Source organism: Lentzea roselyniae (assembly GCF_039537795.1).
In the GTDB taxonomy this organism is placed as follows: Bacteria; Actinomycetota; Actinomycetes; order Mycobacteriales; family Pseudonocardiaceae; genus Lentzea; species Lentzea atacamensis.
Map to the genome: position 1 here is coordinate 152,158 of NZ_BAABBE010000011.1, position 15,366 is coordinate 167,523.

Annotated in this window: 14 protein-coding genes; 8 read left to right on the top strand and 6 right to left on the bottom strand. The window is 69.0% G+C overall.

Features of this window, described 5'->3' with window-relative positions; translation table 11 throughout:
* A complete protein-coding gene (locus ABFX45_RS21305) occupies positions 1–756 on the bottom strand; it encodes a glutaminyl-peptide cyclotransferase (protein WP_109633126.1) in 756 nt (251 codons plus the stop codon).
* Positions 757–814: 58 nt separating this feature from the next.
* On the opposite strand from ABFX45_RS21305, the gene ABFX45_RS21310 reads away from it, so the two are divergent.
* Both ABFX45_RS21310 and ABFX45_RS21315 read left to right on the top strand, forming a co-directional pair.
* Positions 815–1,543: a DUF3027 domain-containing protein gene (locus tag ABFX45_RS21310; RefSeq protein ID WP_233439177.1), complete on the top strand. Its 729-nt coding sequence runs from the start codon at positions 815–817 to the stop codon at positions 1,541–1,543.
* Positions 1,540–4,314, top strand: a complete 2,775-nt coding sequence (locus ABFX45_RS21315; RefSeq protein ID WP_346131761.1) for a sacsin N-terminal ATP-binding-like domain-containing protein — start codon at positions 1,540–1,542, stop codon at positions 4,312–4,314. Before ABFX45_RS21310 ends, ABFX45_RS21315 begins: the two co-directional genes overlap by 4 nt.
* 71 nt (positions 4,315–4,385) lie before the next feature.
* On the opposite strand, the gene ABFX45_RS21320 is transcribed toward ABFX45_RS21315, so the two are convergent.
* From ABFX45_RS21320 to ABFX45_RS21330, 3 genes are read right to left on the bottom strand one after another with little or no spacing between them, the layout of a single operon-like run.
* Complete coding sequence (locus ABFX45_RS21320; RefSeq protein ID WP_109631733.1) at positions 4,386–5,660, bottom strand: MFS transporter; 1,275 nt, start codon at positions 5,658–5,660, stop codon at positions 4,386–4,388.
* A 58-nt stretch (positions 5,661–5,718) separates the two neighbouring features.
* The gene (locus tag ABFX45_RS21325) at positions 5,719–6,144 is read right to left on the bottom strand and encodes a MarR family winged helix-turn-helix transcriptional regulator (RefSeq protein WP_109631737.1); all 426 of its coding nucleotides are present in this window, start codon (positions 6,142–6,144) and stop codon (positions 5,719–5,721) included.
* A gap of 40 nt (positions 6,145–6,184) precedes the next feature.
* Positions 6,185–7,618, bottom strand: coding sequence for an NCS2 family permease (locus ABFX45_RS21330; RefSeq protein WP_346131762.1), 1,434 nt, complete (start codon positions 7,616–7,618; stop codon positions 6,185–6,187).
* Between the two features lie 16 nt (positions 7,619–7,634).
* Between ABFX45_RS21330 and ABFX45_RS21335 the strand changes: the two genes are divergently transcribed.
* Complete coding sequence (locus ABFX45_RS21335; protein WP_198681039.1) at positions 7,635–7,898, top strand: DUF2530 domain-containing protein; 264 nt, start codon at positions 7,635–7,637, stop codon at positions 7,896–7,898.
* A 6-nt stretch (positions 7,899–7,904) separates the two neighbouring features.
* The gene (locus ABFX45_RS21340) at positions 7,905–8,669 is read left to right on the top strand and encodes an ABC transporter permease (RefSeq protein ID WP_112228989.1); all 765 of its coding nucleotides are present in this window, start codon (positions 7,905–7,907) and stop codon (positions 8,667–8,669) included.
* Positions 8,670–8,797: 128 nt separating this feature from the next.
* Here ABFX45_RS21340 and ABFX45_RS21345 read toward each other — a convergent pair whose 3' ends face one another.
* Complete coding sequence (locus ABFX45_RS21345) at positions 8,798–9,421, bottom strand: superoxide dismutase (RefSeq protein ID WP_109631748.1); 624 nt, start codon at positions 9,419–9,421, stop codon at positions 8,798–8,800.
* Between the two features lie 91 nt (positions 9,422–9,512).
* Here ABFX45_RS21345 and ABFX45_RS21350 point away from each other — a divergent pair, with 91 nt between their 5' ends.
* The 4 genes from ABFX45_RS21350 to ABFX45_RS21365 are packed head-to-tail and all read left to right on the top strand — an operon-like array spanning position 9,513 to position 13,741.
* Complete coding sequence (locus ABFX45_RS21350) at positions 9,513–11,165, top strand: ABC-F family ATP-binding cassette domain-containing protein (protein ID WP_346131763.1); 1,653 nt, start codon at positions 9,513–9,515, stop codon at positions 11,163–11,165.
* On the top strand, positions 11,162–11,572 hold the full coding sequence (locus ABFX45_RS21355) for a hypothetical protein (protein ID WP_030467775.1): 411 nt from the start codon (positions 11,162–11,164) through the stop codon (positions 11,570–11,572). Before ABFX45_RS21350 ends, ABFX45_RS21355 begins: the two co-directional genes overlap by 4 nt.
* Positions 11,573–11,621: 49 nt before the next feature.
* A complete protein-coding gene (locus ABFX45_RS21360; protein WP_346131764.1) occupies positions 11,622–12,860 on the top strand; it encodes a penicillin-binding transpeptidase domain-containing protein in 1,239 nt (412 codons plus the stop codon).
* Positions 12,857–13,741, top strand: coding sequence for a penicillin-binding transpeptidase domain-containing protein (locus ABFX45_RS21365; RefSeq protein ID WP_170154737.1), 885 nt, complete (start codon positions 12,857–12,859; stop codon positions 13,739–13,741). Before ABFX45_RS21360 ends, ABFX45_RS21365 begins: the two co-directional genes overlap by 4 nt.
* A 3-nt stretch (positions 13,742–13,744) precedes the next feature.
* On the opposite strand, the gene ABFX45_RS21370 is transcribed toward ABFX45_RS21365, so the two are convergent.
* Positions 13,745–15,241, bottom strand: coding sequence for a glutamate-cysteine ligase family protein (locus ABFX45_RS21370; RefSeq protein ID WP_109631762.1), 1,497 nt, complete (start codon positions 15,239–15,241; stop codon positions 13,745–13,747).
* Positions 15,242–15,366: the final 125 nt, after the last annotated feature.

A 15,366-nucleotide genomic window follows, 5' to 3' on the forward strand; every position in this document is an offset into this window, starting at 1 on the left:
TCAATCCTGCCCCATTCCGTTGAACCTCACTCGGAAGATGGTGGGCCAGTTCTTGCCTGTGACCAGGAACTCGTTGGTGCCGGGGATGTGCGCGATGCCGTTCAGGACGTCGACGTTCTGGCCCGTCGGCTTGAGCGACGACAGGTCGTAGGCGTCGGTCACCTGGCCGTTGGCGGGGTCGATGCGGACGATCTCGTCGGACTTCCACACGTTCGCCCAGACCTTGCCGCCGACGCACTCCAGCTCGTTCAGCTGGGTGAGCGGCTTGCCGTCGCGGGTGACCTGCACGCTGCCGGTCTCGGAGAACGACTTCGGGTCGCGGAAGGTGAGCTTCGCGCTGCCGTCGCTCATGATCAGCCGCTGACCGTCGTCGCAGATGCCCCAGCCCTCGCCGCTGTAGTTCACCCGGCGGACCTCGTTCAGCGTCTTGCGGTCGCGTTCGATCGCCACGCCGTTGCGCCACGTGATCTGCCAGATGGTGTCGCCGACGACCGTGATGCCTTCGCCGAAGAAGTCCTGCGGAAGATCGACTTTCTTCTGCACGTCGCCGCTCGACGGGTCGAGCGCGCGCATCGTCGACTGGCCCTCGAGCCCGGTGCCCTCGTAGAGGACGCCGTCGACCAGTTCCAACCCCTGGGTGAACGCCGACGAGTCGTGAGGGATCTTTTGCAGGACTTCTACCTGCGGTTTTGTCTCCTGCTGCGGCGAACAGGCGGCCAGAACCGCGACGATGAACAGCCAGACGGGTGAGCGCACCCCACGGAGGGTGGCACGAGTTTTCGTCCCGGCGAAGACCTGCGGCACAATTCACGACGTGAACGCCACGCAACTGCTCGCCGACGCCGTTGACCTCGCCCGCGCCGCCGCGCAGGAGGAAGCCGGGTTGGAACGCGTCGGCGCTCACGTCGGGGTGCTCGGCGAGGACGAATTCTCGGTGACGCACCTGTTCGAGGCCGAGCACGCGGGCTACCGCGGCTGGAACTGGGCGGTGACCGTCGCCTACGCGGGCGAGGGCACCCCGGTGTCGGTCAGCGAGGTCGTGCTGCTGCCGGGTCAGGACGCTCTGGTCGCGCCCGAGTGGGTGCCGTGGAGCGAGCGGGTCCGCGCAGGCGACCTCGGTGTCGGCGACCTCCTGCCGCCCCGCGAGAACGACCCGCGCCTGGTCGAGGCCTACGTGCAGTCCGACGACCCCGCGGTGGAGGAGGTCGCGCTGGAGATCGGCCTCGGCCGCACGCGCGTGCTGTCCCGCGAGGGCCGCCTCGAGGCCGCGGACCGCTGGGCGTCCTCGGACTTCGGCCCGAAGTCCGACATGGCCCGCAGCGCCCCCGCGCACTGCGGCACGTGCGGCTTCTACACCCGCGTGGCCGGTGCGTTCGGTGCCGCGTTCGGCGTGTGCGCCAACGAGATCTCGCCCGCGGACGGCCACGTCGTGCACGTCGAGTACGGCTGCGGCGCGCACTCGGAGGTCGAGGTCGAGATGGGTTCGATCGTCCCGGTCGCCGATCTCGTCTACGACGACGCGCAGCTGGACGTCTCGGAGTGACCGACCCGTTCGGCACCGAGGCCCTGCGCACCTCGGTCCTCGCCGCGTGGCGTGGTTCGCCCACCCGCTTCCGCGAAGACGCGAACGCTGAGGAAGACCTCCGTCTCGGTGGTTACCGGGACCGTCTGCTCGTCGAGCTCGCCCAGAACGCGGCCGACGCGGCCGGCGCAGAGCCGGGTGTGTTGCGAATCACTCTGGTGGACGGCGAGCTGCGTGCCGCCAACACCGGTGCACCGCTGACCGCCGCCGGTGTCGCCGCGCTGGCCTCGCTGCGGGCCTCGGCCAAGGAGTCCGGCGTCGGCCAGTTCGGTGTCGGTTTCGCGGCCGTGCTGGCCGTGACGGACGCGCCTCGGGTCGTTTCCACCTCCGGCGGCGTGGAGTTCTCCGCCGCGCGGACGCGTGCAGAGGTGCCGGAGCTGGCGTCGGAGCGCGGCGGGGACGTGCCGGTGCTGCGCCTGGTCTGGCCGTGCGCAGAAGAGGTTCCCGCCGGTTTCACGACCGAGGTCCGGCTGCCGCTGAAGGTCGACCTCTCGCTCGACGACTTCGTGGACGAGGTGCCGGACCTGCTGCTCGCGCTGCCGGGTCTGCGGCGCATCGAGATCGGCTCCCAGTCGTGGGAACGCTTCGTCACCGCGGACGGTGTGGTCACCATCGGCTCGTCGCGCTGGCTCGTCGAGCGCACGACCGGTGAGCTGCCCACCGAGCTGGTGCAGGGCGTCGAGCACCGTCCCCATTGGACGGTCGTCTGGGCGTACCCGCTGGACTCGGAGCTCGGCGAGGACGTGCTGCACGCGCCGACGCCGACCGACGAACGCTTGTCGTTGCCGGCCCGTCTGATCGCGACCACACCGGTCGAGCCGTCACGCCGCCGCGTGCTGCCCGGCGCCGCCGCCTGGTCGGTGCTGGACGCCGCCGCCGCGCTGTACCCGGCGCTGGTGCAGCGGGTGCCCGCGGTCGAGCGGACCGCTCTGGTGCCGCTGCCGGGCTTCCCCTTGTCCGAAGTGGACGATCGGCTGCGCACCGCCGTGCTGCGAGAGCTGCGCGCCGCCTCGTGGCTGCCGCTGGCTTCCGGCGAGTGGATCACTCCTGCGCGCGCTCGCGTGCTGGACGTCGGCTCCGAGGAGCTCGTCGAGCTGGTCGAGGACGCGCTGCCGGGCCTGCTGGACGCCGAGCTGTCCGCGCCGGTGCACGCCAAGGCGTTGGCAGCGCTGGAAGTTCCGCGGGTGTCGACCGCCGAGGTGGTGGCCGCGCTGGCCGGTGTCGACGGCGATCCCGGTTGGTGGCGGGAGGTCTACGCCGCCTTCGAGCCGTTGGCCGAGGTCGATCCGGACGTGCGCGAGGCGCTGCAGTCGTTGCCCGTGCCGCTGGCCGATGGGCGCACGGTCACCGGGCCGCGCACGACCCTGATCGCGGACGAGCCGTTGCCCGGTCTGCGGGTGGTGCACCCGGACGCCGTTCATCCGCTGCTGGTGCGGCTGGGCGCGGTCGAGGCCGGAGCTGCCGAGCTGCTGGCCGATCCTTCGTTGCGGGAGAACGTCGCCCGCTCGGTGGAGGACGCCGAGGCCGGTCTCGACGGCGAGGACCTGATCGAAACCGTGCTGCGCCTGGTCGACCGCGCGGCGCTGCGTGCGGGCGAGGAACCGTGGCTGGGCGCGCTGGCGTTGCCCGACGCTTCCGGTGAGTGGCACCGGGCGGACGAGCTGCTGATGCCCGACTCCGCTCTGGTCGGCGTGGTCGAGGCGGACGCGTTTCCGTTGTTGTCCAAGGAGATCGCCGACGCCTACCCGCGGGCCGCCCTGGTCGCCGTCGGTGTGGTCGACACGTTCTCCGTGGTGATCGACGACGAGCCGTCAGGACCGGACCACGACCTGCCGGACGAGTCCGCGTGGTGGTCGTCCATGGCGGACGAGCCTCGTCGCGTGGTGGCCGTGCGGGATCTGGACCTGGTGGCGGACTGGCCGGCCGCGTTGCGGTTGCTGGCCTCGGATCCGGTGACGTGGCGTGCGGTCACCGAGCCCGACGGTTACACGGGCTGGTGGATCGCCCGGCACGCAACGCTTGCCGGAAAGGCGCCGCGCGAGTACCGGCTGGCCGAGGCCTCGTTGCTGGACGGGCTCTTCGACGCCGTGCCCGAGCTGGAGCTGCCGGAACACGTGTTGCGGGCGGCCGGAGTCCGGTCGCGGCTGGAGATCTGGGACGACGACGATGCCGAGTTCGTCCTGGAGCGGCTCGGGGATCCGGACCGGGCCATCGCGGACGCGGTCGTGCTGCGGGCCCATGCGGCTTTGCCTGAAGGAGATTTCGCGCCGCCTGAGCGCGTGCGGGTGCTTTCCGGTGAGGTCGTGTTCGCCGACGACGTGGTGGTGCTCGACCACCCGTGGCTGCTCGGGGTCGTGCCGCCATCCCGGGTGTTGCTCGCGGACGGGTCCGAGGAGCTGGCGGATCTGCTGGACCTCGCGCTCGCTTCCGAGGAGTTCGACGGGTCGCCGGATCACGTCGGTGAGGTCGTGCGGTGGCAGGACCTCGCGGCGGTGCGGATGGCCTGCGAGCTGCTCGAGGTCGCGCTGCCGGACGGGGTCGTCGTCGTGCACGAGGAGCTCGTGGTCGACGGACAGCGCGTCGAGTGGTGGATGGCGGACGGTGTGCCGCACGCCACCGACACCCCCGAGGGCCTGGCGCGCGCACTCGCGTGGGTGACGGAGCGGTGGGAGGACCGGCACACGTTCGCCGCGCTGATCACCGATCCCAGTGCGGCTACGTTGTTGGGCTGATTTTGTGGGTCGTCCCCGGTTGCGTTCGGCCCTCGCCGCTCGCCTGCGGCCTCGCGAGACGTTCGTGGCGACTACCTGTCTGACGGCTGCAGTTCTGCTGTGCTGGCGGGAGGGTCTTCGTGTTGCTTCTGCTTGCGGAAGCGTGGGCGGGGCCTGGCTATGTCGCCGCGCCTCACCAGGATGATCCACGCGGTGATCGACACCAGCATCGACACCGCGCCGCCCACCACGATCGGCGCGCGGCCGTTGATCTCGCCCAGCCAGCCCATCAGCGGGCCGCCCACCGGGTTGCCGCCGAGGAACACGAGCATGTAGATGCCCATCACCCGGCCGCGCATCTCCGGTTCGACCGCCAGCTGGATGGTGGCGTTGGCGGTGGTGTTGAAGGTCATCATCGCGATGCCCACCGGGATCATCATCAGACCGGTCAGGAGCATCGTCGGCATCAGGCCGGAGATGGCTTCCAGCAGGCCGAAGACGATGCCGGAGCCGATGAACACGGTCAGTCGGGGCGTCTTGCGGCGGGCCGCCCAGGCCGCGCCCGCGAAGGTGCCGACCGCGATCAGCGTGGAGAGGAGGCCGTAGGCGTCGGCGTCGCCGCCGAAGACGTTGCGGGCCATGATCGCCAGGGTCATGTAGAAGTTCATGCCGAACGTGGCGATGAAGAGGACCAGGAGCATCACGGTCAGCAGGTCCGGGCGGCCGCGGACGTAGCGGAGGCCGGAGAGCAGCTGGCCCTTCTCGCGCGGCAGCGGGTCGGAGCGGAGGAGCTCGGACGTGCGCATCAGCCAGATGCCGAGCACGACGCCCACGAAGCTGATGGCGTTGGCCAGGAAGACCCAGCCGGTGCCGATGGCCACGATCGTCACGCCGGCGATGGCCGGGCCGATGATGCGGGCCAGGTTGAACATCATCGAGTTGATCGCCACGGCGTTGGTCAGGGACTCGCGGCCGACCATCTCGACGACGAACGACTGGCGCACCGGGGTTTCCACCGCGGAGAAGCAGCCCAGCAGGAAGCAGAGCACCAGGACGTGCCAGAGCTGCACGACGCCGGTGACGTCCAGCAGGCCCAGCGCCAGCGCGCAGACACCCAGCGCGGATTCGAGCCAAAGCAACAACTTGCGCTTGTCGAGGCGGTCGGCGAGCACGCCGCCCCACATGGAGAACAGGAGCACGGGCAGAAACTGGAGGGAGGCGGCGATGCCCAGGGCGACGGGGGAGCCGTTGGTGAGCTCCAGGACCAGCCAGTCCTGGGCCACGCGCTGCATCCAGACGCCGACCAGCGAGATGATCTGGCCGGAGGCGTACAAGCGATAGTTGTAGATGCCCAACGATCCGAACATGCCGGTACGACGAGGTGGGGAACTGTCCGCTCCACCACCCGCGTAACCCGCCACGTTCTTACTGCCCCGCCATCCTGTCGATGATCTCGGCGGCACGGGAGAGCAGCTCCCGTTCCTCCGGTTCGAGCTCTGCCAGCCGCTTGTCCAGCCACGCCTCGCGCGCGGTGATCTCGTCCTTCAGGTACGACAAGCCTTCGCCGGTCAGCTCGACGATGGCTTGACGGCCGTCGGTGGGGTGCGGGCTGCGCGTCGCGAAGCCGAACTCCTCAAGGGCGGCGATCACGCGCGTCATCGACGGCGGTTGCACGCCTTCCTTGGACGCGAGCTCTCCCGGGGTCAGCGGTCCGCACTTGTGCAGTGTGGACAGCGCGGACACCTGCGTGAGCGACACCGACGAGTTGGTGCGCTGTGCCCGCAGGCGACGGTTGAGGCGGACGACGGCGAGTCTGAGCTTGCTCGCCAGTCCGTGCTGTTCGGTCGCCACGTAGTTAGCATACCTCACGAAATAGTTTCCTGCCGAAAGGTCAGCTGAGCAGGCTCTGGATCGGTCCCAGTGCGAAGTAGACGACGAAGGCGCCGGCCACGATCCACATCAGCGGGTGGATGCCGCGCGCCCTGCCGGTCAGAGCCCTGAGAAGCACGTAGCTCACGAAGCCCGCACCGATGCCGTTCGCGATCGAGTAGGTGAACGGCATGACGACGATGGTGAGGAACGCGGGCAGCGCCACCGTGAAGTCGGTGAAGTCGATCTCGCGGATCTGCATCATCATCAGCGCGCCGACGATCACCAGTGCGGGAGCGGCCGCCTCGATCGGGATGACCTGGTAGAGCGGCGTGAAGAACATCGCCAGCAGGAACAGCACACCGGTCACGACGTTCGCGAGGCCCGTCCGCGCGCCCTCCGCGATGCCGGACGCCGACTCGATGTAGACGGTGTTCGACGAGCTGGACGCGGCACCGCCGGCCACGGCGCCGAGGCCGTCGACGAACAGGGCCTTGCTGACGTTCGGCAGCTGGCCGTCCTTGTCGATGAGGTCCGCTTCCTTGCCCAGGCCGGTCATCGTGCCGACGGTGTCGAAGAAGTCGGTGAGGACCAGGGTGAAGACGATCAACGCGGCCGCGAGCGCAGGCAGTCGCGTCCAGGCGCCGAACGACACCTCGCCGAGCAGCGACAGGTCCGGCACGCCGAACACCTCGTCCGGCAGGGCCGGGTAGCCGAGGTTCCAGCCCCTGGCGTTGGTGCCGGCCGACGGGCCCGCCTTCACGATCGCCTCGAGCACGATCGCGAAGATCGCCGTGGCGACGATGCCGATGAGGATCGCGCCCTTGACCCTGCGTGCGAAGAGGACGCCGGTGACCACGAGTCCGACCACGAAGACGAGGGTCGGCCAGCTCGCGATCGACCCGTTGATGCCGAGACCGACCGGCACGGTGGTGTTGGCGGCGTCCGGCAGGCGGCGCACGAAACCGGCGTCGACCAGGCCGATGAAGGTGATGAACAGGCCGATGCCGACCGCGATGGCGGCCTTGAGCTCGTTCGGCACGGCGTTGAACACCGCGGTCCGCACGCCCGTGACCACCAGGAGGAGGACGACCAGGCCGTTGACCAGGACGAGGCCCATCGCCTCCGGCCACGACACCTTGGCCGCGACGGAGACCGCCACGAACGAGTTGATGCCCAGGCCGGTCGCGAGCGCGAACGGGTAGTTCGCGATCAGTCCGAACAGGATGGTCATCACGCCGGCCACCAGCGCGGTGACCGCTGCGACCTGGCCGACGGGGAGGATGTTGCCGAGGACGTCGGGGTGCGCACCCGGCCCCGTCGGAGCGAAGCTGCCGATGATCAACGGGTTGAGCACCACGATGTAGGCCATCGTGAAGAAGGTCACGACGCCGCCGCGGACTTCGCGCGCCACGGTCGACCCGCGCTCCGAAATCTTGAAGAACCCGTCCAGCATCTGGTCTCCTAACGATGTGTCCGAACGCGACTCCGCCCCTCATCCGCCGCCGCTGCCGCATCGGCTGGCAGACCCCGTGCCGGTGGTGCTGGGTGGTACCGCGCTGTGGTTCCTCGGTTTTTTCGTCGTGCTGGTGGTCGACCGCTCCAACAGCACGCTGCTGTGGACGACCCTGTCGGGCGGTCTGCTCGGGATCATCGGCTACGGAGTGTTCTACTGGCAACGCCGGGCCGCGAGGCGAGGGTCACGTACCGCCCAGCAAGGCCTGGACGACGCCTAGCCGCGCATGATCGCCGTCACCGACTGGGTCCGGCTGCTGATCGTCTGCGTGGTCTTCACGGCCGCCGCGGGGGCGATCGCGTGGGCGACGGGACTCGCCACCCCGAAGCCGTTCCTCAAGGCCGCCGCCCGTGCCGTGCTGCAGCTCGCGGCGGTCTCGGCGGTGATCACGTTCGTCCTCACCCACCTGGGGCTGACGGGGGTCTTCCTCGTCGTCATGGTGGTCGTGGCGACGGCCACGTCGGCCAGGCGCACCAGGACCGGCTGGAACGGTGTCTGGGTCGGGACGGCGATCCTGATCGGCACGGTGCCGGCGCTCGTGCTGATGATCGGCATCGGGCTCCTGCCGGTCGAGGGCATCGCCCTGATCCCGGTCGGCGGCATTCTGATCGGCGGCGCGATGTCCGCGACGACCCTCTCGGCGAGAAGGGCCCTCGACGCGCTGAGAGACCGTCACGGCGAGTACGAGGCCGCGCTGGCGTTGGGATTCCTGGAGCCGACCGCGGCCAGGTTGATCATCCGTCACCCCTCGGCCGAGGCGTTGCTGCCGGCGCTCGACCAGACCAGGACGGTCGGCCTTGTCACCCTTCCGGGTGCATTCGTCGGGATGCTGCTCGGAGGGGCTCCCGTTTGGCAGGCGGGCGCACTACAACTCGTGGTCCTGCTCGCGTTGCTCGCCGTCGAAGTGGCCGCCGTCGCCACCGTGGTCGAGCTGATCGCGAGAGGCCTCGTCAGACGGGCTTCCCAACAAGGCGAAGTTAGGCTAACCTAAGTCACGTCGCTTCGTGGTGGGAGCGGCAGTCAGTTCGGGAACGGACGAGGCCCCCGCTCTGGGCAGAGCGGGGGCCTCGTCGTATCCGGCGGGCGGGAGGCTTTGTCGGAGCACCCACCGCCGAAGCGTCAGCCGAGCTGCAGGCCGTTCTTGCCGGCGCGGGCAGCCTCGAAACGGGCGGAGACGTCCTCCCAGTTGACGACGTTCCACAGCGCCGAGATGTAGTCGGCCTTCAGGTTGCGGTACTGCAGGTAGTACGCGTGCTCCCAGATGTCGAACGCGAGCAGCGGCGTGGTCGCGATCGACAGGTTCGAGTGGTGGTCCTTGAGCTGCTGGGTGATCAGCTTCTGGCCGACCGGCTCCCACGCGAGGATGCCCCAGCCGGAGCCCTGGATGCTCGAAGCGGCCGCGTTGAGCTGCGCGCGGAACTTGTCGAACGAGCCGAAGTGCTCGTCGATGGCCGCCGCGAGCTCGCCGACCGGCTTGTCGCCACCGTTCGGGCTGAGGTTCTTCCACCACACCTGGTGCAGCGCGTGACCGGCCAGGTGGAACGCCAGCGTGGTCTCCAGGCCGACGATGCCCCCGAAGTTCTCCTTGTCGCGGGCCTCCTCGATCTGCTCCAGCGTGTCGTTCGCGCCCTTCACGTACGCCGCGTGGTGCTTGCCGTGGTGCAGCTCGTTGATCTCGCCGATGATCGCCGGCTCCAGGTCGCCGTAGTCGTAGTCGAGATCCGGCAGCACGTACTGGGCCATGACATCTCCCCATTTGCAATCTCTTGGTACTTGCAACTTACTAGCAACAAGCCCGAGTAAACCAGTTGCGGAGGCACGTAGCGTCGGAAGCGTGTCCGTGCTGACAGCCAGGAACATTTCGCTGTCGTTCGGTCCGAGGACCGTGATCTCGGAGGTCGATTTCGATGTTTCGCCTGGTGACCGCGTCGGTCTGATGGCGCCCAACGGCGTCGGCAAGTCCACTTTGCTGCGGCTGCTCTCCGGTGAGCTGCAGCCCGAGACCGGATCTGTCTCAAGCACCGGAACCGTCGCGCACCTGACGCAGGAGACCCTCCACCAAACTGGAGAGTCACTGCGCGACCACCTCGCCCGCCGCACCGGTGTCGCGGCGGCGGAGGCGTGGTTGCAACGTTCGGCCGAAGCACTCGGTGAGGGCGGTGGGGACGACTACCCGGACGCGCTCGACCACTGGACCGCGATCGGTGCCGGTGACTTCGACGAACGCGCGGATGCCGTCTGCGATCGCCTCGGCCTGAAGGCGGACCTGCTCGACGGACGGTCGCCGGACGAGTTGTCCGGTGGTCAGCAGGCCCGGCTCAGGCTCGCGGCCGTGTTGCTGACCCGCGCGGACGTGCTGCTGCTCGACGAACCGACGAACGACCTCGACGCCACCGGACTCGATCTGCTGGAAGCCCACGTGCAGGGGTGTCCGGGCGCGATCGTGCTGGTGAGCCACGACCGGGAGTTCCTGGCGCGCACCACGACGGCGATCGCCGAGCTCGACGAGTTCTCGCACAAGATCAGCGTGTTCGGTGGTGGCTGGGACGCGTACGTCGAGGAGAAGGCGAACGCGGAACGGCGCGCGCAGGAGGAGTACGAGTCGTACGCGGTCAAGCGCGACTCGTTGGTGCAGCGCTCCCGTCAGGTGAAGGAGTGGTCGCGGCAGGGTGTGCGGCGTGCGGGCAGTGCCAAGGCGCGCAACGACGAGCCGGACAAGAACGTGCGTGCGGGCCGCAAGCAGGGCGCGGAGAACCTGATGGCCAAAGCGTCCGTTGTGGACCGTCAGCTGGCGAGGCTGGAGGAGGCCGAGGAACCCCGCGAGGCGTGGCAGCTGCGGCTCACCCTGCCGTCGGCCGGGCGTGGCAGCTCGGTGGCGTTCACGTTGCGGCAGGCCGTGGTCAGCCGCGGCGACGTGACGCTCGGGCCGGTCGACCTCACGATCGGCGCGGGTGAGCGGTGGCGGATCACCGGTCCGAACGGCTCCGGCAAGTCGACGTTGCTCGGCGCGTTGCTCGGACGCCTCCCGCTGGTGTCGGGTGATCGTTCGATCGGGCCGGGCGTGGTCGTCGGCGAGGTCGACCAGCTCCGAGCCGAGTTCGCTTCGGATGCCTCCGCGTTGCGGATCGTGGCCGGCGCGACCGGGCTGCCGGACGTCGAGGTGCGCACGTTGCTCGCGAAGTTCCGGGTGGGCGCGGACAGCGTGCTGCGGCCGGCAAGGGAACTCTCGCCGGGCGAACGGACCCGCGCGGGATTGGCCTTGCTGCAAGCCCGTGGCACGACTTGTTTGGTTCTGGACGAACCTACGAACCATCTCGATTTGCCGGCAATCGAACAGCTCGAACGCGCGCTCGAAACCTATGAAGGCACGTTGTTGCTGGTCACGCACGATCGGCGGCTCGCTTCCGCCGTGCGGGTGGATCGCGAGATCAACGTGCGTGACCTCCTCACGTTTCCTCGCGTGAAGGGTGGAAGATATGGGACATGACCACCGAGGAGGACTGGCCGGTCGAACAGACCTGGTCGATGCGCAACACCCACTGGCATGCCTATGTGGAGCACACATCGCTCGACCACGCGTCCCCTCGGCAGGTCCGGCTCGAACGCACGCCTGAAGAGGTGCTCACCTCTCCGGCCGAGGTCGCCGCGTGGCTGGAGGTCAACCTCCGCAGCGCGACGAGGCCGGAGGAAACCGGCAAGAAGCGGGTGAAGGACGAGCGCGACTTCACCGACTCGAACCGCGTGCACGCGTCGCTGGCCTCGCGCGGTGAGTCGATCTACACGGGTGTGAAGGGCGAGCTGACCCTGGCCGTCGAGGCCGTGACGCCGGACGAGTGCAGGATTTCGCACGACGGTGCGGACGTCGCACCCCTGAAGGCAGGACGCCGCCGCTAGACGCCGCCGCTACATTCAGTCCCTGGGGAGTTTCACTTGGGGGCTTTTGATGAAGCGTTTCCTGCCTGTTCTGGGTGCGCTGGTGCTGGTCGCCGCGGTCGTTGCGGTGGTGGTCTGGCAACGATCCGACACGGCGCCGCCGTCCACCGCTTCCGGGGCCGTCGTGCTGCAGTACGCGGACGGCTCGCAGCTCTGGCGCACCGGCGACCCGGAGACACCGGTGGTCAAGCAGGTGGTCCAGGAGCTGGGCGGGAAAGCGTTGGTGTCGCTGGACCAGCTGCGCACCGGCGGCGGCGCGATCGTGGTGACGACGATCGACCCGAGGGCGCAGTCGGGTGCGGTGGACGTGATCCGCACCGCGGCGGCGGGGGAGCCCGCGTCGCTGAGGTATTCGATCACCGCTGTCGACCCGAACAACGGCGCGGTGAAGGCCTACGCGCCGGGCAACGACCCGGCCGTGGACTACGCGGGCGGCGTGCTGAAGGAGCCCGGCCCGGCGTTCTTCCCGTTCAACGTGGTCGCCGCGCTGCAGAGCGGCAAGACGCTGGACAGCACGTACGACGGCCGTTCGCCGAGGACCTTCGGCGAGGTGACGATCAGCGACAGTGCGAACTGCGGCGAGCGTTGCACCGTGCGCGACGCGCTGCGGAAGTCCGGCAGCGTCGCGATGTACGACCTGGTGACCAACGACGTCGGAATCATGCCGGTCGTCACCGCCGCGCGCCAGGCCGGTGTGCCGGAGTCGGTGCACGTCGACGGCAAGAAGACGAGCCTGCTCGTCGGTGAAGGCGGTGGCACTCCGAACGCGGACATGGCGCTCGGTGAGAAGGAGGCCAGGATGCGGCCGCTCGATCTCGCCGCGGCCTACTCGGCGTTCGCTTCGGAGGGCACGCAGCGCGTCGCACACTTCATCACGCACGTCACCGACGTCAACGGGGCCACGCTGTACCGGGCGGTGAACCCCGCCAAGCCCGCGTTCGACCAGGATCCCGCTCGCAGCAAGGACATCGCGAGCCAGATCAACGCCGCGCTGCAGGACGGAGAGGCCTGCAGCAACTACCCGAACACCCGGTGCCGGCACGGTGAATGGCGGCCGAAGGGGCTCGACCAGACCACGGTCGCGCATGCGTGGATGGTCGGTTACAGCCCACAGATGTCGGTGGCGGTGTTCGTCGGAGGCGACCGGCCGACCACACCCGCGGTGGACTCCCAGGGGCGCGCGGTCGTGGGTTCCGGACTGCCGAAGGCGCTGTGGCGGGCGTTCGAGCAGAAGCTGACGCAGTGGTGAGGCGCTCACTGATCGCGCTGCTTCTGGTCGCGGGCGTCGTCGGGTACGTGGTGTGGCAACGGCCCGATCCGCCGGCGGCACCACCTCCGCCGCGCAAGGAGGTCGTGGTGCAGTACGCGGACGGCTCCAGGCTGTGGAGCAGCACCTCCGGCCGGCCCCGCACCCTGCTCGTGAAACGTGTGCTCGCCGAGCTGGCCGAGGCGTCGCTGTCGTACGACTCGCTTCAGGTCAGCGGTGCCGTGGTGCGCACGTCGATCGACGCGAAGGCGCAGACCGTCGCCGCCACCGTCCTCGGCCGGCTGGTGGCCCCGCAGCGAGAGCTCGACGCAGCGGTGACGGCGATGGATCCGGCCTCGGGCGCCGTACGGGTGTACCTGCCCGGTTTCCGCTACACCAACGACATGGTGAGCGAGGTGCAGAAGGAACCGGGGCCGGGGCTCCTTCTCGCAGATGGCGGGCGGAACTCTCTGAAAGAGCCGGCGACGCCGCTGAAGGTGAACGCCACGTACGCGGCACTCGCCGCAGGAGGTGTCCAGCGCAAGCCGCACCTCGTCACAGAGGTCACCGCTGCGGACGGCTCGACGCGCTACCGTGCGGCCGAGGCCGGGGAGCAGGCGTTCAGCAAGGAGTTCGCGGACCAGGTCACCACCCGGTTGAAGGGGAATCCCGCCTGCAACGGGATGGCCTGTGCGCCGAGCGCGTACACGTCTCCCGCGGAGCCGAGGAAGACCAAGCACGCGTGGGTGGCGGGCTACACGCCGGAGCTCGCGGTCACGGTGTGGGTGGGGCAGACCGAAGTCCCGTACGACGACGGCCTGCCCGAGGCGAATGTTGACGCTGACCTGCCCAGGGTGATCTGGCAGGAGTTCCTGGCAGGCTGAGGGTCAGCCGACGTGCCACGTGTGCACCGGCTCGCCGGCGTGCATCAGCTCCATGTACCGCTTGAGCATCCCGGACAGGGCGGCGTCCCTCGACAGGCCGCGTTCCTCAAGCAGGGCAACGGTTTCGCGCTGCCACGACGAGCCGGTGCGCCGTGCGAGGCAACGCTGCTCGATCACGCCGAGGTAGCGTTCGCGGGCCTCGTCGGAGACACCGCAGTCGCGCAGGCCCTCGTGCGCCATCGGCAGGAGCCGGCGCAGCACGAGCTCGTCCGGTGGGATCCAGCCGATGCCGGGCCAGTACAGCTGGGCGTGCATGCCGTGCCTGGCACCGGTGTAGAGGTTCTCCTCGGCCGCCTGGAACGACATCTGCGTCCACAGTGGACGTTCCTGGGCGGTGAGCGCGCGTTGGGTGCCGTAGAAGAAGGCGGCGTTCGCCATCGTGTCGAGCACCGTCGGTCCCGCGGGCAGGACCCGGTTCTCCACGCGCAGGTGCGGCACGCCGTCGACGACGTCGTAAACCGGGCGGTTCCAGCGCCAGATCGTGCCGTTGTGCAGGCGCAGCTCGGAAAGACGAGGCGCGCCACCGGCTTCGAGGGTTTCGATCGGATCCTCGTCGTCGGTTTCGGGCAGCAGGCTGGGGAAGTAGCGCACGTTCTCCTCGAACAGGTCGAAGATCGACGTGATCCACCGTTCACCGAACCACACGCGCGGACGGACGCCCTGGTTCTTCAGCTCGTCCGGGCGGGTGTCGGTGGCCTGCTGGAACAACGGGATGCGGGTCTCGTGCCAGAGCGCCTTGCCCAGCAGGAAAGCCGAGTTCGCGGCGATCGCGACCTGCACGCCGGCCAGGCACTGGGCGGCGTTCCAGTGCGCGGCGAAGTGCGTCGGCTCGACCTGCAGGTGCAGCTGCACGGACGTGCACGCCGCCTCCGGCAGGATCGACTCCGCGTAGGCGAGCAGCTTTTCCGGCGCTTTGCCCGGCATCGCCGGGCCTTCCATCTGCAACACCATCTCCTCGCCGCGGGCGGCGAAGATGGTGTCGTTGAGGAGCGCGTACCTCGGGCTCTCGGAGAGCCACTTCTTGTCGAAGTGCCGCTCTCGCAACGTGGGCAGCACGCCGATCATGGCGAGGTTGGCGCCCACGTCGTTGGCCTTCGAGTCGGCGCTGTCGAGCGACGTGCGCAGTTCCTCTTCCAGGCCAAGCATCTCACCCCCTGCCAGCTCGCGCGGCGGGACGTTGATCTCGAGGTTCTGCTGTCCCAGTTCGAGCGTGTAGGAGGGATCGTCGATCTTCTCGAGCACCTCCGAGTTCGCCATCGCCGGCCGCATCGCGTCGTCGACGAGGTTCAACTCGATCTCGAGCCCCATCTGCCGACGGGGAAAGGAAAACGTGTCTTCTGCCAGCATCGTCGCCAACGCGTCCAGGCTGCGCTGCATCTTGGAGCGGTAATGCTGGCGATCATCTCTGGTGAACGTGCGGCTGGACACTTCGCTTCCCATGCCGCTACCCCTTCGCTCGGCGCCGGTGGGCGCGGGCCAGGCGGAACGCCAAACGTGACACAGCCGAAACCTCCTTTACATCGCCCATTTCGGTGCTCTCTGTCACGTCGAGGTAACAACCAGCG